General features: G+C 54.4%; 13 protein-coding genes and 2 pseudogenes. 3 read left to right on the top strand and 12 right to left on the bottom strand.

Going from position 1 to position 20,858, the window contains the following annotated elements; all coding sequences use genetic code 11:
* Positions 1-230 precede the first annotated feature (230 nt).
* Positions 231-3,341: a tetratricopeptide repeat protein gene (locus tag CKL79_RS09950; RefSeq protein WP_205879048.1), complete on the top strand. Its 3,111-nt coding sequence runs from the start codon at positions 231-233 to the stop codon at positions 3,339-3,341.
* Between the two features lie 286 nt (positions 3,342-3,627).
* Here the strand turns inward: CKL79_RS09950 and CKL79_RS09955 are convergent, their stop codons facing one another.
* Together CKL79_RS09955 and CKL79_RS23165 are read right to left on the bottom strand one after the other, a co-directional pair.
* Complete coding sequence (locus CKL79_RS09955; RefSeq protein WP_121969427.1) at positions 3,628-3,990, bottom strand: hypothetical protein; 363 nt, start codon at positions 3,988-3,990, stop codon at positions 3,628-3,630.
* A 58-nt stretch (positions 3,991-4,048) separates the two neighbouring features.
* A complete protein-coding gene (locus CKL79_RS23165; RefSeq protein WP_170944022.1) occupies positions 4,049-4,216 on the bottom strand; it encodes a hypothetical protein in 168 nt (55 codons plus the stop codon).
* A 343-nt stretch (positions 4,217-4,559) separates the two neighbouring features.
* Here CKL79_RS23165 and CKL79_RS09960 point away from each other — a divergent pair, with 343 nt between their 5' ends.
* Positions 4,560-5,852: a P-loop NTPase fold protein gene (locus CKL79_RS09960; RefSeq protein ID WP_121969448.1), complete on the top strand. Its 1,293-nt coding sequence runs from the start codon at positions 4,560-4,562 to the stop codon at positions 5,850-5,852.
* Positions 5,845-7,902 carry a tetratricopeptide repeat protein gene (locus CKL79_RS09965; protein WP_121969428.1) on the top strand — a complete coding sequence of 686 codons (2,058 nt, stop codon included), beginning with the start codon at positions 5,845-5,847 and terminating at the stop codon, positions 7,900-7,902. Before CKL79_RS09960 ends, CKL79_RS09965 begins: the two co-directional genes overlap by 8 nt.
* A gap of 195 nt (positions 7,903-8,097) precedes the next feature.
* Here the strand turns inward: CKL79_RS09965 and CKL79_RS09970 are convergent, their stop codons facing one another.
* From CKL79_RS09970 to CKL79_RS10015, 10 genes and pseudogenes are all read right to left on the bottom strand, one after another.
* On the bottom strand, positions 8,098-8,562 hold the full coding sequence (locus CKL79_RS09970; RefSeq protein WP_141242188.1) for an SUMF1/EgtB/PvdO family nonheme iron enzyme: 465 nt from the start codon (positions 8,560-8,562) through the stop codon (positions 8,098-8,100).
* A pseudogene (locus tag CKL79_RS09975) lies at positions 8,559-8,819 on the bottom strand (AhpC/TSA family protein); the annotation flags it as partial. The gene CKL79_RS09970 and the pseudogene CKL79_RS09975, both read right to left, overlap by 4 nt.
* A 66-nt stretch (positions 8,820-8,885) precedes the next feature.
* Positions 8,886-9,197 (bottom strand): DUF2442 domain-containing protein, encoded by a 312-nt coding sequence (locus CKL79_RS09980; protein ID WP_121969430.1) that lies wholly within the window; start codon positions 9,195-9,197, stop codon positions 8,886-8,888.
* A gap of 48 nt (positions 9,198-9,245) precedes the next feature.
* Positions 9,246-10,730 (bottom strand): glutamate synthase small subunit, encoded by a 1,485-nt coding sequence (gene gltD, locus CKL79_RS09985; RefSeq protein WP_121969431.1) that lies wholly within the window; start codon positions 10,728-10,730, stop codon positions 9,246-9,248.
* A 99-nt stretch (positions 10,731-10,829) separates the two neighbouring features.
* Positions 10,830-15,470, bottom strand: coding sequence for a glutamate synthase large subunit (gene gltB, locus CKL79_RS09990; RefSeq protein WP_121969432.1), 4,641 nt, complete (start codon positions 15,468-15,470; stop codon positions 10,830-10,832).
* Positions 15,471-15,766: 296 nt separating this feature from the next.
* Entirely contained in the window at positions 15,767-16,516 is a 750-nt protein-coding gene (gene urtE, locus CKL79_RS09995; RefSeq protein ID WP_121969433.1) for an urea ABC transporter ATP-binding subunit UrtE, read from the bottom strand.
* Positions 16,517-16,542: 26 nt separating this feature from the next.
* Positions 16,543-17,337, bottom strand: coding sequence for an urea ABC transporter ATP-binding protein UrtD (gene urtD, locus CKL79_RS10000; protein ID WP_121969434.1), 795 nt, complete (start codon positions 17,335-17,337; stop codon positions 16,543-16,545).
* The gene (gene urtC, locus CKL79_RS10005) at positions 17,315-18,589 is read right to left on the bottom strand and encodes an urea ABC transporter permease subunit UrtC (RefSeq protein WP_121969435.1); all 1,275 of its coding nucleotides are present in this window, start codon (positions 18,587-18,589) and stop codon (positions 17,315-17,317) included. Before urtC ends, urtD begins: the two co-directional genes overlap by 23 nt.
* Position 18,590: 1 nt before the next feature.
* Entirely contained in the window at positions 18,591-19,760 is a 1,170-nt protein-coding gene (locus CKL79_RS10010; RefSeq protein ID WP_121969449.1) for an urea ABC transporter permease subunit UrtB, read from the bottom strand.
* A 152-nt stretch (positions 19,761-19,912) separates the two neighbouring features.
* Positions 19,913-20,761 (bottom strand): annotated as a pseudogene (locus CKL79_RS10015) (transporter substrate-binding protein); the annotation flags it as partial.
* Positions 20,762-20,858 lie beyond the last annotated feature (97 nt).

Below are 20,858 nucleotides of genomic sequence, written 5' to 3' on the forward strand. Positions count from 1 at the left end.
GCATCTCACCGCAACAACCTCAAACCTTTGCAACCGGGTTCCCCTTACCAAGGGGAACCGAAATGAAAGGCTGCTTGTGCTAAATAGGTATACCCAGTGCAATGTTATCCGCCAAAACCGGTGTGGCATTTTGGCGATCGCCCTGACCTTGAGCTTTTAGTGAAGAGCTGATGCTGACTTGACCCCTGCTGTACTGTATTAAGGAAGAAATCAGCCCTTTCTGATGCAGTATGGTTCCTCCTATTGACCAAATTGGTGAAGCGGTCGTTTTGGCGATCGCTCCTTTCGTACCCAGACTCCTAAACGGGCTGGGCGAGGGGGCAATTAAGAGAGCAGGATCGGATGCTTACGATACGGCAAAGGCGCTGTATCAAGAGATTTTTACGAAGAAGGATAGCCAGGCGGCTCAGGCAGCGCTTGAACAGTGGGTTAGCCAGCCGGAGAGTGAGGCCCGGCAGCAGGTATTGCAAGCAGAGCTGACGGCGCTAATGGAGCGGGAGGCAGCATTGGCTCATTCGCTGACGGATATTTTAGCAGCCGCTAAGCTTTTGCCTGCTCAGCAGAGCATTACGGTAGAACGAGCCGATAACAGCCAGATCAGCATCGGGGATGGCACTACGCTCAACCAGACAAATATATATCAAGCACTGTCTACCCCAAAGCCAGAGCGGACGGGCGAGCTGAGCAATGTGCCGCGCGGTAGCGACACTTTTGTAGGGCGAGATGAGCCGCTAAAGGCGCTGCATGAGCAACTGGCAGAGGGTAACGCGGTGGCGATTACCGCTATTCAGGGGATGGGCGGGGTTGGCAAGACGGAGCTGGCGCGGCAGTATGCCCTGCAATATAAAACGGCGTATCCGGGGGGCGTTTGCTGGCTACGGGTGCGAGATTTGGACGTGGCCTCGCAGATTGTGGAGTTTGCCGTTGAGAAATTGCACCTCGATCCGCCGCAAGATTTGGCGCTGAATGCGCAGGTGGCCTACTGCTGGAGCCATTGGCCGGGGGCGGAGCGGGTGCTGGTGGTGTATGACGATGTGACTGACTATGCGCGAGTGGCTGAGGTGTTGCCCCCGCAGGCAGAGCGCTTTTGCCTATTGATGACGACACGGCAGCAGCAGTTAGCGGTGACGGTGCAGCCGTTTCCCATTGGCGTGTTGACTGAGGCGGCGGCGCTGGAGTTGCTGCGGCAGATTGTCGGGGCGGAGCGGACTGAGGCAGAGCTGGAGACGGCGCGGGCGATTTGCAAATGGGTGGGGTATTTGCCGCTGGGGTTGGAGTTGGTGGGGCAGTACCTTCGGCAGCGGGAGGTTTCTTTTGCGGTTTTATTAGAGCGGTTAGAGGCACAGCGGACAGAAGCGCGGGCACTGCAAAATACATACGAGGGAATGACAGCAGAGCGAGGGGTGATTGCGGCCTTTGAGCTGAGCTGGCAGCTAGTAGATGATGAGGCGCAGCAAATTGCCTGCTGGCTGAGCCTGTTTGCCCTCGCTCCCATTCCTTGGGAGACAGCAGAGTCGCCGGTAGCAGAGGCTGAGAGAGAAGACTGGGAAGAAGGGCGGGATGCGCTGGTGAATTTGAGCTTGCTGCAAAGGCTGGGGGCCGGAAGTTACCAGCTCCACCAGCTCGTGCGGGAATATTTTCAGGTAAAGCTAGCTCAGCGGGAAGATGCAGACGAGGTTAAAAGAGCGTATTGCAAAAGGATGGTGGCGATAGGACAGCAGATACCCGATTTGCCGACCCGCGATTTGCTGCTGAAGCTAACACCTGTCATGCCCCACGTAGCAGAGGCTGCAACAAGCTGGCACGAGTGGCTAGGTGATGAGGATAATGAGCTAGCTTGGCCCTTTGTTGCAATGGCTCGATCCTATGAGGGGCAAGGAGCCTACACGCAAGCCGAGCCCTGGTACGAAGAATGCTTAAAAGCTACACAAAATCGCTTTGGCGAAGACCATCCCGATGTCGCCACTAGCCTTAACAACTTAGCCGCACTATACAGATGTCAAGGGCGCTATGAGCAGGCCCGACCGCTATATGTGCAAGCCTTGGCGCTGAGGCGCAAGCTACTGGGCGAAGACCATCCCGATGTCGCCACTAGCCTCAACAACTTAGCCGCACTTTACAAAAGTCAAGGGCGTTATGAGCAGGCCGAACCGCTGCTTATTCAAGCCCTAGCGCTGCGGCGTCAGCTACTGGGCGAAGACCATCTTAATGTCGCCAACAGCCTCAACAACTTAGCTGACCTATACAGAAGTCAAGGACGCTATGAGCAGGCCGAACCGCTGCTTATTCAAGCCGTGGCACTGAGTCGCAAGCTACTGGGTGAAGACCATCTCGATGTCGCCAATAGCCTCAATAACTTAGCGCTCCTTTACGAGAGGCAAGGGCACTATGATCAGGCCGAACCCCTGTACGAGCAAGCCTTAGCGCTGAGGCGCAAGCTACTGGGTGAAGACCATCTCGATGTCGCCAATAGCCTCAACAACTTAGCCGCACTTTACAAAAGTCAAGGGCGCTATGAGCAGGCTAAACTGTTGTGTGTAAAAGCTTTAACGCTAAGTCGTAAGCTACTGGGCGAGAACCATCCCGATGTGGCCACTAGCATCAATAACTTAGCCGCACTTTACGAGAGCCAAGGGCACTATGATCAGGCCGAACCGCCGTACGTGCAAGCCTTAACGCTAAGGCGAAAACTGTTGGGCGAAGATCATCCCGATGTCGCCGCTAGTATTAACAACTTAGCCGCACTTTACTACAGTCGAGGGTGCTATGAGCAGGCCGAACCGCTCTTTGTGCAAGCCCTAGCGCTGCGCCGCAAGCTACTGGGTGAAGACCATCCCGATGTTGCCACTAGCCTTAACAACTTAGCGTTCCTTTGTTATAGTCAAGGGCGCTATGAGCAGGCCGAACCGCTCTTTGTGCAAACCCTGGCGCTGAGACGCAAGCTACTGGGTGAAGACCATCCCGATGTCGCTGGCGGGCTCAACAACTTAGCGTTCCTTTGTTATAGTCAAGGGCGCTACGAGCAGGCTGAACCGTTGTACGTGCAAGCCCTAGCGCTGAGGCGCAAGCTGCTAGGTGAAGACCATCCCGATGTCGCTAGCAGCCTCAACAACTTAGCCACACTTTACGAGAGTCAAGGACACTATGAGCAGACTGAATCTCTGTACTTACAGGCAATTTCTATTCTGATGGAGCAGCTGGGACAGGAGCATCCTAATACGCAAGCGGTAGTAAATAACTTTGTGCAGTTCATTGCGGCAGTAGTGCAAGTCGGACGGCAGGGCGAGCTATCTGACCATCCAGCGACTCAGCATTTTATCGAGTCAGTGCAGTCTCAGTAAAGCGACTGTCTATGTTTCTGCTATCTAGCGGGTTACGGTACTCAGCAATTACTAAGAAAAACCAAGCTCGGCGGCTCCGCCAGTGAAAACCGCTGTTTTGAGAGACGCCATCACCCGGCAATCAGCCCAACCCCCATCCGCCCACTAGGGAAACTGCGCGTCAATAGCATTGCACTGGGCGCAGCAGTGCTGAGCCCCTACGAAAATTGGCGGTGGGCGTAGGGGGTTAGCACGCTAAACCCAGTGCAATCAGCCTCGCTTTCAGGGCGATCGCGCTGTCTATGCGCTATACGGCTGTAGGCTTAGCCGTTTGGCGGGGCGATCGCCGTCTTTCACTCGGGCGCACACCGCCCACCATCTCATATTCATTGCTCTCTTTGTCATATTTCACCGCAACGCCCAACAGCACCTTTTGCGACAGACCAGTCAGCAGCTTTTCAGACCTTTGCAAATCGTTAGCCGCCGCATCTACCTTAGAGAGCAGCGTATTATACGCCCCCAGCTTTTGACGCACCTCCAAAATCTGCGCCTCAATCGCCGCCACAGAACAGCCGCCGCCCAAATCGAGCTTGGCATCAATAGACTTCATCCCAGACACCCGCTTTTCGGCCAGCGGCAAAACAGTAGACTTCTTCTTAGGTCGCACCATCAGTCAAACTCCAAAAAAATATAGCATTGATAAAAAAACAGCGGCAGCTTGCCACACCTCACAGCGCCAGCCAGCCGACTACAGTCACAATGCCCCCAAAGCCAGGGAAAAAGCACAGCGCGATCGCTGTGTAATCACAGATATCTCCGAGCAACTCAGCCGCACAGCCGCCATATACCCGTAAAGTCACGCAGCCCCAACCCGCGCTAACGACAAACGAACCCACAAAACTGGTTCCCCTTACCAAGGGGAACCGCAAGGGAGGGGTCTCGACAAGCCCGCTACACACCGAGACCCCTCCGTTGGTTCCCCTTGCCAAGGGGAACCGGAATGCAAGACTACTTACGCCAAATATGTGTGCGTTAAGCGCAATGCAATCAGGCTCGCCAAAGCCAACACAGTGATTCAGCACAAGTCCCTCAGGTTTGCCCGTCGCAAAAGTCCGATCGCCCTTTAGTATGGGCCTGATCACTAGCCGCTTTGCCCAAACTGAGCCACATTAGGGAAAATAGGTGTAATGTAAGGCTGCTTGCCCGCATCCATCTCGGTTTACCCCTCCCCGCATGACTATGGCTACTCGGCTCGAAGCCTTTCAAAGGGCGTATGTCAACTTAGATTTGCTGCCGCTGCGCAATCCCAAAGAACTCGCAGCGTTCCGCGTAGAGTATGGCGCAAATGTGCTGGCCGAGCTAGAGCAACTGATAGAAGATGACGACAGCCGCGATCGCAAAACCATCTTTGCCGGGCATCGCGGCTGCGGCAAGTCTACCCTCTTAGCCGAGTTTGGCCGCAAGTGCGAGCGGGGCAACTTCTTTGTGGTGTTTTTCTCCATTGCCGACACCATTGAGATGTCGGATGTTAACCATATCAATATCTTGTTTGCGATCGCCGTCAACCTGATGGCAAAAGCAGAAGAAGAAGCCATCAAAATTCCCGCGTCGCTGCGGCAGGCGTTTATAGATTGGTTCGCTGAGAAGACGCAAACGATTGAAACTAAGCTGGGTACCGAAGGTAGCGCTGGCTTTAATCTGTTTTCGATTATTCAAAACAAGCTAAAGGCCGAGGCGACGGTACGCAATGAGCTAAAGCGAGAGTTTGAGTGCAAGGTATCTGAGCTGGTAGAGAAGATTAATGCGATCGCTGCCGCCATAGAGAACGCTACCGACAAGCAAATTTTAGTCATCATCGACGATCTCGATAAATTGGACTTAGCAACCGTGCGAGAGGTCTACCGAGAACACATTAAGGCGTTGTTCTTGCCCGGATTTCGGATTATTTATACAACACCAGTGGCCTCGCTGCGAGATGCGACTTTGCGAGCGATGATGATCACCGAAACCGACGACCAGATTGTCGAGATGCCGGTAGCAAAGCTGTATGGCAAAGTCGCCGCGCGAACAGATCAGCCGGTACCGATTGAAGATAATCGGCTAAAGCTGTGCCAGGTGCTAAACAAACGCATTGCGCCCGAGCTAATGGAGCCAGAGATTGCCGAAGCAATTGTCTTAAAAAGCGGCGGCGTCTTGCGAGAGCTGATTCGGCTGGCGAATAAGTGCTGCCGCATTTGTCTGCGGAAGATTCGGCGGGCAGAAAATGCTGAAGCGATTACGATAGATCGGGCCATCTTTGACCAGGCCGTGCAAGACATGCGGCTAGACTTTGAAGCACCGCTAGGCAAAGCCGACTACCAGATATTGCAGACCACTTACAACAGCTTTGAGCCAGAAGACCCCAAGGATCAGGCGTTTTTAGACCTGCTGCACGCGCTACACATTTTAGAATATCGCAATGGACAGATCTGGTACGACCTGCACCCGGTAGTCACCGACCTGCTGAAGCTAAAGGAGATGATAGATGGCTGAAGCCACCCTCTCTGCTGAAAATCAAGACGCGCTAGATGACCTGCTAGTCGCCATCGAAACCGGCGGCAGGCGGCTAGGCCTCTTCATTGCCGTGTGCGACGATAGCCAGCTGAGAAGAGAGATTATCAAACGCTACGAACAGGCACTTTCGCCCGACTTTCGCCACTACCAGCTAACGCTAAATCGCACCGAACCGAGCTTAAAGGCGCTGCTAACGGAGCAAGTAAAGAGCGATGAGTACTTGCAGCAGGGCGGACAAGCGGTGATGACGATTGTGGGGAGCGATCAGCTACTCGGGCTGAGGTTGGGCCAAGAGCGCTCTGAACAAGAGACCTTTTTTGGCTATTTACAGTGGACACGCGAAGGCTTAACCGACTTTCCCTTTGCCATTGTGCTGTGGGTGACCTACCAAATGCAAGAACAGCTCAGCCGCAAAGCCCCCGACTTTTGGAGCTGGCGACGAGATGTCGTGCGATTCGCCTCACCCAAGCGCAGCGCCATACCCACTGAGGATCTGCCTCATCTAGGAGACTTCTCATTCACTTTTCCAGAGGAAGTCGGCAATACGCTGCCGGTTGCAGACCTGGAAGCGCTCATAAAGGATACAATCGCTAAGTCGCCTAATAGTCCGATGCTCGCAAGCCTGCACTTACAGGCAGGCAAAGCCTATGCAAATCGATTGGATCAAGGGGCCGCGCAGGAATATGAAACAGAGATTGAACAAGCAACATCGCATTTAGAGACAGCGGTTCGACTGTTGGAATCTTCAGATCCCTCGGAGGACTACGCTAGCAGTTTAGACTGGCTAGCACGAGTTTACGAGAGTCAAGGGCGCTATGAGCAGGCCGAACCGCTGTACGAGCAAGCCCTAGCGCTGCGGCGTCAGCTACTGGGCGAAGACCATTCCGATGTTGCCACTAGCCTTAATAACCTAGCTGAACTCTATCGCACCCAAGGCCGCTATGAACTGGCCGAACCACTTTTTGTAAAAGCCTTAGAACTCAGGCGAAAGCTCCTCGGTGAAGACCATCCCGATGTCGCCGTTAGCTTCAATAGCTTAGCTAGACTCTACAACAGTCAAGGCCGCTACGAACTGACTGAACCGCTGTATAAGCAAGCCTTAGAACTCAGGCGAAAGCTCCTTGGCGAAGACCATCCTGCTGTCGCCAACAGTCTCAATAACTTAGCCTACCTTTACAACAATCAAGGTCGCTATGAACTGGCCGAACCGCTGTATAAGCAAGCCTTAGAACTCAGGCGGAAGCTCCTCGGTGAAGCCCATCCTGCTGTTGCCACCAGCCTTAATAACTTAGCTAGACTCTATAACAATCAAGGCCGCTACGAACTGACTGAACCGCTGTATAAGCAAGCCTTAGAACTCAGGCGAAAGCTCCTCGGCGAAGACCATCCTGCTGTCGCCAACAGTCTCAATAACTTAGCCTACCTTTACAACAGTCAAGGTCGCTATGAACTGGCCGAACCGCTTTATGTGCAGGCCTTAGAGCTTAGGCGAAAGCTGCTAGGTGAAGACCATCCCAAGGTCGCCATTAGCCTCAATAACTTAGCATATCTTTATAACAATCAAGGTCGCTATGAACTGGCCGAACCGCTTTGTGTGCAAGCCTTAGAGCTTAGGCGAAAGCTGCTAGGTGAAAACCATCCCAAGGTCGCCAGCAGCCTCAATAGCTTAGCTAGACTCTATGACAGTCAAGGCCGCTACGAACTGGCCGAACTGCTTTATGTGCAGGCCTTAGAGCTTAGGCGAAAGCTGCTGGGAGAAGACCATCCCGATGTCGCCACTAGCCTCAATAATTTAGCTGGACTCTACGAGAGACAAGGTCGCTACGAACTGGCCGAACCGCTCTACGTGCAGGCGATCGCTATCTTACGCGATCGCCTCGGCCCCGACCATCCCAACACCAAAACAGGCATCAACAACTTTTTGCAGCTTATTGAAGCCGTCGTAGCAGCAGGACGACAGAGCGAGCTATCCGACCATCCATACACTCAGCAGGTACTGGCATCAGTACAGTCTCAGCAAAGCAATTGACTATCTTCTATGCGTTGAACGCCGTCAAAACCAGCCATCGTTCAAGCGTGACCAGCTATTGTCCAAGCAAAATGAGCAGTTGTGCAAGCAAAACCAGGAATCATGCGGGTAGAAGGCGCGATCGCTTAATCAAAACAAGCGATTACTCATCACACTTGCCTTTACTCAACAGCCCTTCGCCAAAAGCGAACCATCTCACAACGAACGAAGCGCAGATCTATCAGGAGACAGACAAACAACCCGAAAACCGATATCGTCGCTCCTGCTGTGAAACGGGTAGCTGAGACTATAGGCAGAGCGGCAGTTAGTTGGCAGGTAAAAACAAGAGCCGCCGCGCAGTGACTTCTTCTGATTAGCCAGTCGGCAGGCGCAGTCTTTAGCAAAAGCGTCTTTATTCAAATCGTGCCAGCCGTCTAAGCACCATTCCCAGACGTTGCCGTGCCATATCATATAGGCAAAATCAGTCTGCGAGTCTCGCTCCGCCTTTTTGACAATGCCCGCCGCCTGCCACTGGGCCTGAGTAACCGTATATTTCCCCAGCCAAAACTCGGGCACCGTCACTTCGCGCTGATGAGAGTCATCATCACTCGCGCCCGCCTCATCTTTAGCCGCGCCCATGCGATATTCGCCGCCCGGAATGCGCACCATCTCTAACGTCACACCATTAAGGATAGTGGGTCGCTCATATTTTCAGCAAAACCGAGAATATTGCGATCGCGCCACTCATACACCAGCCTTCCATCTGCCTCAAACAAAAAAGTCGCCCCGCGATAGGTCAAATAAGTCGCGTCAGGCACATAGGTTTTCCAATGGCTCAGCACTTCCGTCATGTTGCGCAGCCTGAGCGTCGCCAACTCGAAGGGCCGCTGAAATCCTTTGCCGCCCGCCGCTTTAAACGTTTCACCCTTAAGCGCCGGGGTAGTCCTAAACGAGTAAGGATTTTTGCTGGTGCCCATCAGGTAGCGATCGCACTTTTCAACCGTCTAGTCAGATCGCTGGCTCAACTGTCGCCTAGATAGCCACTTGTCTAAAGAGCGTTGGCTTTCGCGACTGCGCCTACCTGCTATCAGACCTTCAATACCAATATGCTCATCCAGGTCGGGCCATTCAATCGCGTAACCCTCCCCCAATAGTTGCCACTTCCCCCTTTCATCTAAAGAACCGTGCAAGAGACGCGGATACCACTCCAAGGGAATGACCAAGCTACGGCCATCAACCAAATCAACAGTCAGCCTTTTATGATCTACAGAGATAGAAACGGCAAGCGGTTCAGTTTCAAGCGTTAAAGTAGTCATGCCAAGCCTCTAATAGGGGCGGATGCAGCAGACATCAACGCCTGCGCATTAAGGGAGTTCGGTAGTACCCATGAGGTAGCGATCGCACTCCCGAGCCACCCCACGCCCTTCATTAATCGCCCACACAATTAGGCTCTGCCCCCGACGACAGTCACCAGCAGCAAACACACCCGGCAAGCTTGTTGTGTATTCCTCATGCTCAGCTTTCACATTACTACGCTCAGTTTGCTCTAGACCCAACGCATCGATCAAAGGCTGCTCTGGCCCCAAAAAGCCCATTGCCAGTAGCACGAGCTGCGCTGGGATTCGCTTTTCGCTACCGGGTACGTGAATTGGGGTGAAGCGACCGTTCTCATCGCGCTCCCACTGTACTTCTACCGTGTGGACTGCGGTAACATTGCCGTTACCGTCGTCTTCAAACTTTGTAGCAGTCGTCACGTAGCCGCGAGGATCTTCGCCAAACAGGGCTTTGGCTTCTTCCTGGCCGTAGTCTAGCCGGTAGATTTTGGGCCATTCGGGCCAGGGGTTGGCGGGCGATCGCACCTCCGGCGGCTTCGGCATAATCTCTAGCTGGTTGATACTCTTGCAGCCATGACGTACCGAAGTTCCCACGCAGTCTGTACCGGTATCGCCACCGCCGATAATTACAACATCTTTACCCGCCGCTGAGATATAGTTCTTACCCGGCTTTTTATCCAGCACGGCTTGAGTATTCGCCGTCAAAAACTCCATGGCAAAGTGAATGCCTTTGAGATCTCTCCCTTTGATCGGCAAATCGCGCGGACGGGTAGACCCGGTACACAAAATCACCGAGTCAAAGTCATTCACCAGCGTTTCAGCAGACAAGTCTTTGCCCACTTCGGTGTTGCATACAAAGGTAATTCCCTCAGCTTCCAAAACGTCGAGCCGTCTGCGCACGATGTCATTCTTATCGAGCTTCATATTGGGAATGCCATAGGTAAGCAGCCCGCCCGGACGATCTGCCCGTTCGTACACCGTCACCCAATGCCCCGCCTTGTTAAGCTGGTCAGCGGCGGCTAACCCCGCTGGCCCAGAACCAACGACAGCCACTTTTTTACCGGTGCGCTTGGTAGGTGGCTGAGGCGATATCCAGCCCTCCTGCCAGCCTTTTTCGATAATGGAGTACTCAATATTCTTAATCGTCACTGGCGGGCTGGTGATGGCCAGTACGCAGGAGCCCTCGCAGGGGGCTGGACAGACGCGCCCGGTGAATTCGGGAAAGTTGTTGGTTTTGTGCAGGCGGTCTAGTGCTTCTCGCCAGAGACCTCTATATACCAGGTCATTCCACTCAGGAATGAGGTTGTTGACCGGGCAACCGGTGGCCATGCCGCTGAGCAGAGAACCGGTGTGGCAGAAGGGGGTGCCGCAGTCCATGCAGCGAGAGCCCTGGGTTTGCAGGTTCTCTTCGGGCATGGGCAGGTGGAATTCGTTCCAATTGCGGATACGGTCTTTGGGTGAGGTTTCGGAAGGTGCTTCGCGGAGGTGGTCGATGAAGCCGGTTGGGTTTCCCATGGTGGTTTGGTGTTGGAGAGAGGGGGAGGGGGAGTCAGAAGTCAGGAGTCAGAAGTCAGGAGTCAGTTTGCTGTGTTCTGCATTCTGTCTCCTATCCCGCTAACTACCGCTAATACGTGCAAGATCTCGCGCGTTTTCTTCAAATGCAGCAGACATGGCTTCGTCGTTGCTGAGGCCGTCGGCGAGGGCTTTTTGGATGTGTTGTAGGACGCGCTTGTAGTCGCGGGGCATGACTTTGACGATTTTGGGGAGGGTGGTTTCCCAGTCGGTTAGGAGAGATTTGGCGCGATCGCTCCCCGTCCAGTCCGCATGTTGCTGAACAATGTCTCGCAGCTCCTGACTTTCGCCCGTGGTTTCAATGCGCTCTAAGTCCACCATCTCGGTATTGCAGCGAGTCGCAAAGTCTCCGGCTTCGTCCAGCACATAGGCAACGCCACCGCTCATGCCCGCTGCGAAGTTGCGCCCGGTGAGGCCCAAGATGACGGTTTTGCCACCGGTCATATACTCGCAGCCGTGGTCGCCGACGCCTTCGACAACTGCCGTCGCGCCAGAGTTGCGCACGCAGAAGCGTTCTCCGGCAATGCCGCTGATATAGGCTTCGCCGCCGGTCGCTCCGTACAGAGCCACGTTACCCGCAATGATGTTGTCTGCGGCTACCAGGGTAGAAGATTTGGCAGGGTAGAGAACAATCTTGCCGCCGCTGAGACCTTTGCCAATGTAGTCGTTGGCGTCGCCTTCTAGCTCCAGGGTCATTCCTTTGGGTATGAAAGCGCCGAAGCTCTGACCAGCGGTGCCCTGAAAATGCAAATGCACGGTGTCTTCGGGCAGTCCCTGTTCGTGGTTTTTGGTAATTTCGTTGCCGACAATTGTACCGACAACGCGGTGGATGTTGTTGATGGGCAAGGTTGCTTTGACGGGTTCTCCTTTTTGAATGGCGGGCTGGCAAATCTCTAGGAGCTGAGTCATGTCGAGAGATTTGTCTAGGCCGTGGTCTTGGGCCACAGTGCAGTAGCGCCCCACTTCCGGGCCGACTTCCGGCTGATAGAGCAGCGCAGAGAGGTCGATGCCTTTGGCCTTCCAGTGATCTACAGCCGTTTTAGCAGCAAGGACATCGGTGCGTCCGACCATTTCATTGAGTGAGCGGAAGCCGAGTTCGGCCATAATCTCGCGGGTTTCTTGGGCGATGAATTTCATGAAGTTCACCGCGTGAGCCGGATCGCCTTTGAACTGTTTGCGCAGCTCGGGGTTTTGGGTGGCGACACCGACCGGGCAGGTGTTGAGATGGCACACGCGCATCATAATGCAGCCCAAAGAGATTAAGGGTGCGGTAGAAAAGCCGAATTCTTCTGCGCCGAGGAGAGCGGCGATCGCGACATCCCGCCCCGTCTTCATCTGCCCATCGGTCTCAATTACAATCCGGCTGCGCAAGTTGTTCAGCACCAGCGTTTGATGCGTCTCAGCCAGGCCCAGTTCCCAGGGCAAGCCCGCGTGCTTGATCGAAGTCTGGGGCGAAGCGCCTGTACCCCCATCGAAGCCCGAAATTAGCACCACATCTGCATGAGCTTTGGCCACGCCAGCAGCAATCGTGCCCACCCCGACTTCGGAAACTAGCTTAACGCTGACTCGGGCTTCCCGGTTGGCATTTTTAAGGTCGTGAATCAGCTCAGCGAGATCTTCAATCGAGTAAATGTCGTGGTGCGGCGGCGGCGAGATTAAACCGACTCCAGGTGTAGAGTTCCGTACCTTGGCAATCCACGGATACACCTTTTTACCGGGAAGCTGTCCGCCCTCCCCCGGCTTAGCGCCCTGAGCCATTTTGATCTGTAGCTCTTTTGCCTTAGTGAGATACAGACTGTTCACCCCAAAGCGACCGGATGCGACCTGTTTAATGGCGCTGTTTTTCGAGTCGCCCTGTTCGTTTGTCCAGGTGTAGCGGGCCGGATCTTCGCCGCCTTCGCCGGTATTAGAGCGTCCGCCGATGCGGTTCATGGCGATCGCCAGGGTCTCATGCGCTTCCTGCGAAATCGATCCGTAGCTCATCGCGCCAGTCTTAAAGCGACTCATGATCGCCTCGACCGACTCCACCTCTTCGATTGGGATAGGTGCCTGTGGCTGAAAGTCCAACAGATCGCGCAGTCGGAAGAAGTTTTTGCCCTGTTCATTGACCAGCGCCGAATACTTTTTGAATAGCGCATAGTCGCCGTCTCGCGTTGCCTGTTGCAGCGTATGAATACTCTGCGGGCTGAGCAGGTGAGCCTCGCCGTCTTTGCGCCACTGATACTCGCCGCCCACGTCGAGCGTCGCCGCGTTGTGAGTGTTGGTCGTGGGCCGATCTGGGAAGGCATGACGATGGCGCATAATCGCTTCTTTAGCAATCACATCGAGCCCGACGCCCTGAATGCGCGAAGCCGTCCAGGTAAAGTACTTTTCAATCACCGACTGATTGAGCCCGATCGCTTCAAAAATCTGTGCGCCCCGGTAGCTTTGCAGTGTCGAGATGCCGATTTTGGCGGCGACTTTGGTAACGCCCTTAGTGGTCGCTTTGATGTAGTTTTTGCAAGCCGTTTTGTACTCGATGCCGCGCAGCAGATTTTCGTTGATCATCTGCTGGAATGTCTCAAAGGCCATGTAGGGATTAATTGCGCCGCAGCCGTAGCCCAACAGCACGGCAAAGTGATGTACCTCGCGCGGTTCGCCCGATTCGAGCACGATCCCGATGCGGGTACGCGACCCGTTGCGAATCAGGTGGTGGTGCAGTCCGGCAACGGCGAGCAGGGCCGGAATCGGCGCACGGTTTTGAGCAATGTCACGGTCGGAGAGGATCAAAATTTCGTGGTTGGCCGCGATCGCCTCATCTGCCTTTAAACACAGCGCTTCCATCGCGCCTGCCAAGCCCGCTTCACCCGCATCCGGATCGAACAAAATCGGCAGCACAGCCGTCTTAAACTTGGTATTGTGCTTGATTTTAGCTAGCTCATCATCGGTGATAAACGGCGTTTTGAGCTGGAGCAGATGGCAGCTCTGAGGCTCCGGCTCTAGCAGATTGCGCTCAGCGCCGATGGTGGTAGTTGCTGAGGTGATAATCTCCTCGCGAATAGAGTCAATCGGCGGGTTAGTCACCTGGGCAAAGAGCTGCTGAAAATAGTTGTAAAGCAGCTTGGGCCGGTTAGAAAGCACTGACAAAGGCGTATCGGTGCCCATTGCACCAATCGCTTCTACGCCGTTTTGGCCCATAGGCGAAAGCAGCATTCGCAGTTCTTCAAAGGTGTAGCCAAAGGCCATCTGCCGCTGAGTGACCGCGTCGTCTGTTGGGGCTGTTACTATTTCTTCAGGCGCAGGCAGGTGATCCAAAGTCACCAGGTACTGATCGAGCCATTCCTGGTAGGGTTCGGCAGCTGTAATCTGTTGCTTAATCTCTTCATCGGGAATAATTCGCCCTGCTTGGGTATCGACCAGGAACATTTTTCCCGGTTCGAGTCGGCCCTTTTTGACAATATCTTCAGGCGGTACGGGCAGTACTCCCGCTTCAGATGCCATAATCACCCGGTCGTCTTTAGTCACGTAGTAGCGACCGGGGCGCAGACCATTTCTATCGAGTACCGCTCCCATCTGAGTGCCGTCAGTGAAGGCAATTGAAGCAGGGCCATCCCACGGCTCAATTAGGCAGGAATGATACTCGTAAAAGGCTTTTTTCTGGGCGTCCATTGACTGGTGACCTGACCAGGGCTCGGGCACCATCATCATCAGGGCGTGGGGGAGCGATCGCCCGCTCAAGCTCAGCAGTTCTAGCGTATTGTCAAAAATGGTCGAGTCGCTGCCGTCCATGTTGATCAGCGGTCTCGCCCGGTCGAGATCTTCGCCAAACTGCTCAGAGTGAAACATCGACTGCCGCGCCGTCATCCAGTTGATATTGCCGCGCAGGGTGTTGATTTCGCCATTGTGAGCGATGTAGCGGTAGGGGTGCGATCGCTCCCAGCTCGGAAAGGTATTCGTACTAAAGCGCGAATGCACCAGGGCCAAAGCGCTCTCCAGATCGGGATTCTGCAAGTCCAGGTAGTACTTCTCTACCTGCTCAGGCATCAGCATGCCTTTGTACACAATCGTCCGGCAGGAAACGCTGGCGACGTACCAGTACTTGCCGATGACGCCTCGGATGGCACTGTGCGATCGCTTGCGCACCACGTACAGCTTGCGCTCGAAAGCCAGTTCGTCAGCAGCGTCATCGACCGCTGAGCCACGCCCGATAAAGGCTTGCTGCATAAAGGGTTCACTCGCTTGTGCGGTCGGCCCCAGAGAAGCATTGTCAGTCGGCACATCCCGCCAACCCATCACTTTTAAGCCTGCTTCAGCGGTCACCTGCTCAAAGGCTTTGCGTCCTTGCGACCGCGCCTCTGCGTCCGGGCTTGCGAAAATCATCGCTACACCGTACTGCCCTGCTGCGGGCAGCTTGATCCCCTCTGCTGCCGCTGCTTTGACCATAAACCGATGCGGAATTTGCAGCAAAATGCCCGCGCCGTCGCCCGTGTTCGGCTCGGCTCCAACCGCGCCCCGGTGATCGAGATTCAGCAGGATAGTCAAGCCCTGTTGAACAATATCGTGAGAAGTCTGGCCCTTCATCTGCACAACAAAGCCTACGCCGCAAGCGTCATGCTCATGCTGCGGATCGTACAGACCCTGCCGAGGCGGTGCGGTCGTGGCGCGATTTGAGGGGCTGTCGATAATTTGGTGGGAAGGAGCCATCGCAAAGAAACCGGAGGAGGGAGGGACAGTCGCCGACTCAAGATCATCTCATCGCGCGGGAAAGTTTTCTATAGAAAATTTCTAAGGATAGAAAAACCACCGCATAGAAATAACGCCGTGGAGAGATGCTGAGTATCAAAAAGTGGACTTCTATTATCTCTCAAGGAAGAGAATGGGAGGGTTGGCTTAACAAAAACAGAGAATGGCTTAATAAAAGCATCAAAACTGTTACAAAAGGATCGCTTGAACCGTAATCTACAGCACTTTATTTTTCCACTTAATTTCCACTTATTTTTTTATACCGCCAGGAAGCGCTGAATCACGTCACCGTTGAGTTCGCTCGCTTCTCCGGAGGCGACAATACCGCCTTTTTGCATGGCGTAGTAGTAGTCAGCCTGCTGAGCAAAGTGCAGGTGTTGCTCCACGAGTAAGACAGATACGCCTGTGGTCTCGACGATCTGGCGCACGGCGTTTTCAATGTCGAGAATGATCGAGGGCTGAATGCCTTCGGTGGGTTCATCAAGTACGAGTAGCTGAGGGCGACCCATCAGGGCGCGGGCGATCGCCAACTGCTGCTGCTGTCCGCCGCTCAGGTCACCGCCCATGCGTGAAAACATCTGCTTGAGCACCGGGAAAAGCTGCACAATATCGTCGGGGATCGTCGCGCTGCCTGAGCGTTTGGCATTGGCCTCCAGACCGATCAGTAAGTTCTCTTTGACCGTCAGCCGGGGGATGATTTCGCGGCCCTGAGGGACGTAGCTGATGCCGCGCCGGGCTCGCTGGTTGGTGCGCAAGGGGAGGAGCGATCGCCCCTGATAGTCAATCTGGCCGCTGCGGGGCTGCAACAGTCCCATCACCGTTTTTAGCAGCGTGGTTTTGCCGACGCCGTTGCGACCGATCAGGCAGACCATTTTGCCAGCCGGGATCGTCATATCGACATCGCGCAAGATATGGCTTTCGCCGTAATAAACGTTCAGGCTGGAGATTTTGAGCGTCGGCGCGGTGGCTGAAGGCGGAACAGCAGGCGGAGTATCGGTTTGGATCATAAGACAGTCACAAATTAATCAATGTTTTACATGGCATCGGGGTCGCCCAGATACACCTTAATCACGCGGGGATCGCTTTGGATGTCATCCATTGAGCCTTCGCAGAGAACGCTGCCTTCATGCAGGACGGTCACCTGCTCCTGGGCAATTTGCCGGACGAATTCCATATCGTGCTCAATCACAATTACGCCGTGACTTTCAGCTAGCGACAGCAGCAGTTCACCGGTTCGCTCGGTCTCTTCATCAGTCAACCCCGCCACCGGCTCATCCACCAGGAGTAAATCCGGCGATTGTGCCACCAGCATGCCAATCTCTAGCCACTGCTTTTCACCGTGAGACAGCAAAGCCGCTGGAATATCCGCCTTGGCGCTCAGTCCGATGGTTTCGATCAGACCGCCAACGGTGCGGGCTTCTGCCTTTGGCGTCGGTGAAAACAGCGCGTTCCAAACGGTTTTAGTGCGCACGCAGGAGAGTTCTAAATTCTCTCTTGGCGTAAGGTTGAGATACACCCGAGGGGTCTGAAACTTGCGGCCAATGCCTAAGCGAGCGATCGCATGTTCAGGCATTGACCGAATATCTTTTCCCTTAAACAGCGCCCGCCCTTCAGTGGGCTGTACCTTGCCGGTAATCACGTCCAAAAAGGTGGTCTTCCCAGCGCCATTCGGGCCAATAATTACCCGCAGTTCCTGTCCGCCCATGGCAAAATTAAGCCCGTTAATCGCCTTAAAGCCATCGAAGCTGACGGTGACATCTTCAATTTTCAGCAGCGGTGCAGCCGATTTACCAGTAGTAGTCTCCTTATTCGGCACTTGTGTCGTCATAGTGACGCTTCTCCATGAATTGCGAGTTAGGACGTTGGGTCGCGGCGGGATCGGTGACTGGCGTAGTGGCCTGACCCGGCGGCGAGACCGCAGACTGACCGTACATTTCTGCCTCCTGACGAATGGTTTCGTCCACTTCTAGCTGAGGATAGGTCGCGCTTTGGCGGGGTTTACCCAGGAGTAGCCGCACCTGATCTGCCGCCCGATATCGCAGCCAGCCAATAATCCCATCCGGCAGCACCGTCACCACAATCAAAAACAGCGCGCCCTGGAAAAACAGCCAAATTTCAGGATAGCTTTCACTCAGCAGCGCCCTGCCCCAGTTCACAGCCAGCGCCCCGATAATCGCCCCAATCAGTGTGCCGCGACCGCCCACCGCCACCCAGATCACCATCTCAATGGAGAAGGCAATGTCCATGTACTGCGGGGAAACAATCCCCGACTGCACCGTGTAAAGTGCGCCCGCCACCCCGGCAATGCCGCCAGAGACCGCAAACACCAGCACTTTAAAGGCAGTCGGATCGTAGCCGGAGAACCGCACCCGGTTTTCGTCGTCGCGAATGGCGATCAGCATCCGGCCAAAGCGTCCGCTCGTGAGCCAGCGGCAGAGGGCGTAAGTCAGCGCCAGCATCACGACCGTGGTGCAGTAGAAGTAGAACTGAGCGCGATCGCCCCCCACCGACATCCCCAAAAACGTCGCCGTATTCGTCTTCAGTCCGTTCGTGCCGTTGATCAGCTCCTGCTGACCGTTAAAAAAGTTAAAAAAGACAACCAGCGCCGCCTGCGTCAGAATCGAGAAGTAAACGCCGCGAATGCGATTGCGAAAGACCAGATAGCCCAGCGCGCCCGCAATTAAGCTCGGGATCAGGACAATCGCCAGCAGCGTAAACGGGAAAGAATAAAACGGCTCCCAGAACCAGGGCAGTTCTGCAACGCCATACAGACTAAAGAAGTCAGGGATAGCATCGCCCATGCCCTGAAGCTGCAGGTACATCGCAAAGGCGTAGCCGCCCAAGGCAAAGAAAATGCCGTGCCCCAAGCTCAGTAGCCCGGTGAATCCCCAAATCAGGTCGATCCCCAAGGCCACAATCGCCAGCGAGAGAAAGCGACTGAGCAGACCCAGCCGGAAGCCGGAGATCATCAGCGGTACCAGGAAGATGAAGATGAGGGCGATCGCCGCCACCGCCAGCAGCTCCCAGCGGCGCTGCCCGGCCTTTGTATCTGTTGTAGATTTCGTCAAAACACCTGACATTTTAAACCTCTGCCGAGCGGCCTTTAGGCGGAAATAGCCCCGCCGGACGAGCCTGTAAGAACACAATAATCAAGGCAAACACCATTACCTTGGCCATACTGGTCGTTGCAAAAAAGTTGAAGAAATCCGTCACCGGCTGCAGGCTCTCGTAAGAACTTAGCAGCAGCGGCACAGTGCCCGAACCCAGTAAATAGGTCAGTATGCCGATGGCTAGCGCTGCAATCACGCTGCCCAGTAAGTTGCCGACTCCACCGACAACGACGACCATAAAGGCATCGACGATGTAGTTCACGCCCAGGTTTGGCCCGACCGATCCCAGCAGCGTTACCGCAAATCCGGCCACGCCAGCCAAGCCAGAACCCAGTGCAAAGGTGACCGCATCGACCTGCGCAGTCGGAATTCCCAAGCAAGCGCTCATGTCACGGTTTTGAGTCACTGAACGAATGCGCAGACCCCAAGCCGATTTTTGCAAAAACCAGTAAACGCCAAACAAACAAACCAGCGTCAGCACAATAATAAACAGTCTGGAGATCGGAAACTGTAGCGAATCAGTCACCCGCAGGCTGCCCTGTAGCCACTGCGGCGCGCTCACATCCACATTACGGGTGCTGAACCAGGGGCGCTCTAGCTGAGCGTTGTCGTTGAGGCTGCTGCCGAGCGTCCAGGCGATCGCCCCCGCCAAAATAAACAGCACCGTACTCGCCAAATTTTGTCTAGCCGCAGCTAGCCCAGCGCGACTCAGCAACCACTTGCCGCCAAAAAACAATCCACAAAAAATCAGCAAACCCGCCACCATCGACCAGCTCACGCTGCGCACAAACTGCCGCAAAATCAGACTCACCCCCCACGTCGCCAGCAACGTTTCCAGCGGCCTGCCGTACAAGAAGCGAATTACCCCGCGCTCCAGCGCCAGCCCGACCAGCGCCGCCACCGCAAAAGCCAGCGGAATTGCCACCCAAATGTAGGCTCCCTGCCAGCTTTCGCCAAGTTGCTTGAAGCCGATCTGTACCACGTAAGTTGTATAGGCACCGAGCATCATCAGCTCGCCGTGAGCCAAGTTGATCACGCCCATTAGGCCAAATACAATCGCCAGCCCCAGCGCCACGATCAGCAGCACCGTGCCGATACTGATCCCGTTGAATACAGTCGTAATTAAGCCGTTTACATCCATTTCAGTAGTTTCCGTCCCTTTTAAGCGAAATAGACCCCGGTGCTGTTTCTTACAAACAGCCGTCATCAAGTAAAAAGGGCCGGAAGTCTCGATAACCTTCGGCCCAATCATCAGCAACTTAATTGAACATCTGCGTCAGTGAGCGTCAGCAGCTAGGTTCCCTCAGTCTTGTACTTGCCACCCTTCTCAGGATCAGCCCAGTCACAGGCATAGCCTTTGGTATCGGCTACGTACTGATTCCAGGGCACAGGTTCAACCGGCCCATCAGTCGATGAAACAATCTCAAAGAGACCATCGTCGCGCACTTCCCCAATCCGAACTGTCTTAGAGATGTGGTGGTTAGGCTGCATGATCACTGTCCCTTCAGGCGCATCAAAAGTTTGGCCATAAGCCGCTTCACGCACCGCCGGAATATCTGTCGTACCTGCTTTTTCTACCGCCTGCGCCCACAGATATACCATGATGTAAGCCGCTTCCATCGGGTCATTAGTGACGCGATCTTCACCGTACTTAGTCTTAAAGTCACTCACCCACTTCTCGTTCTCAGGACTCTCTACCGTTTGGAAGTAGTTCCAGGCCGCGTAGTGGCCAGTCAAAAACTCAGGGCCAATCTGTCGGACTTCTTCTTCGGCAATGCTCACCGACATCACGGGGTATTTATCTGGCCCCATACCCGCGCTTTTCATTTGCTTGAAGAGGGCGACGTTACTATCTCCATTTAAGCTGTTAAAGATAACGCCACCATCGGGCAGGGCCTGTTTTATCTTGTTGATAACCGGCGTAACTTCTGAATTTCCCAAAGGCAGGTAATCTTCGCCGACGGTAGTGCCGCCCTTGGCTTTGAGCTGTTCTTTGATAATGTTGTTTGCGGTACGAGGAAAAACATAGTCAGACCCGACCAGGAAGAATTCTTTGCCTTTGTTCTCTAAAAGCCAATCTACAGCAGGCTCGATTTGCTGGTTGGGGGCAGCGCCTGTGTAAAAGATATTTTGGGAACACTCGGGCGCATCCAGATGTTGTGGGAGGACTTGCCAATAAGAAAAAAGGGATGAGATCATAGATCCCGTCCCAACAAAAACTAGTCATGATTGTATCTTC

The organism is Leptolyngbya sp. BC1307, from assembly GCF_002286735.1.
Lineage (GTDB): Bacteria > Cyanobacteriota > Cyanobacteriia > Phormidesmidales > Phormidesmidaceae > Phormidesmis.

Excerpts from the sequence above, each read along its gene's own strand:
- CKL79_RS09950 (WP_205879048.1), top strand. The coding sequence starts at position 231 with ATGGTTCCTCCTATTGACCAAATTGGTGAAGCGGTCGTTTTGGCGATC.
- CKL79_RS09955 (WP_121969427.1), bottom strand. The coding sequence starts at position 3,990 with ATGGTGCGACCTAAGAAGAAGTCTACTGTTTTGCCGCTGGCCGAAAAG.
- CKL79_RS09960 (WP_121969448.1), top strand. The coding sequence starts at position 4,560 with ATGGCTACTCGGCTCGAAGCCTTTCAAAGGGCGTATGTCAACTTAGAT.
- CKL79_RS09965 (WP_121969428.1), top strand. The coding sequence starts at position 5,845 with ATGGCTGAAGCCACCCTCTCTGCTGAAAATCAAGACGCGCTAGATGAC.
- CKL79_RS09980 (WP_121969430.1), bottom strand. The coding sequence starts at position 9,197 with ATGACTACTTTAACGCTTGAAACTGAACCGCTTGCCGTTTCTATCTCT.
- gltD (WP_121969431.1), bottom strand. The coding sequence starts at position 10,730 with ATGGGAAACCCAACCGGCTTCATCGACCACCTCCGCGAAGCACCTTCC.
- gltB (WP_121969432.1), bottom strand. The coding sequence starts at position 15,470 with ATGGCTCCTTCCCACCAAATTATCGACAGCCCCTCAAATCGCGCCACG.
- urtE (WP_121969433.1), bottom strand. The coding sequence starts at position 16,516 with ATGATCCAAACCGATACTCCGCCTGCTGTTCCGCCTTCAGCCACCGCG.
- urtD (WP_121969434.1), bottom strand. The coding sequence starts at position 17,337 with ATGACGACACAAGTGCCGAATAAGGAGACTACTACTGGTAAATCGGCT.
- urtC (WP_121969435.1), bottom strand. The coding sequence starts at position 18,589 with ATGTCAGGTGTTTTGACGAAATCTACAACAGATACAAAGGCCGGGCAG.
- CKL79_RS10010 (WP_121969449.1), bottom strand. The coding sequence starts at position 19,760 with ATGGATGTAAACGGCTTAATTACGACTGTATTCAACGGGATCAGTATC.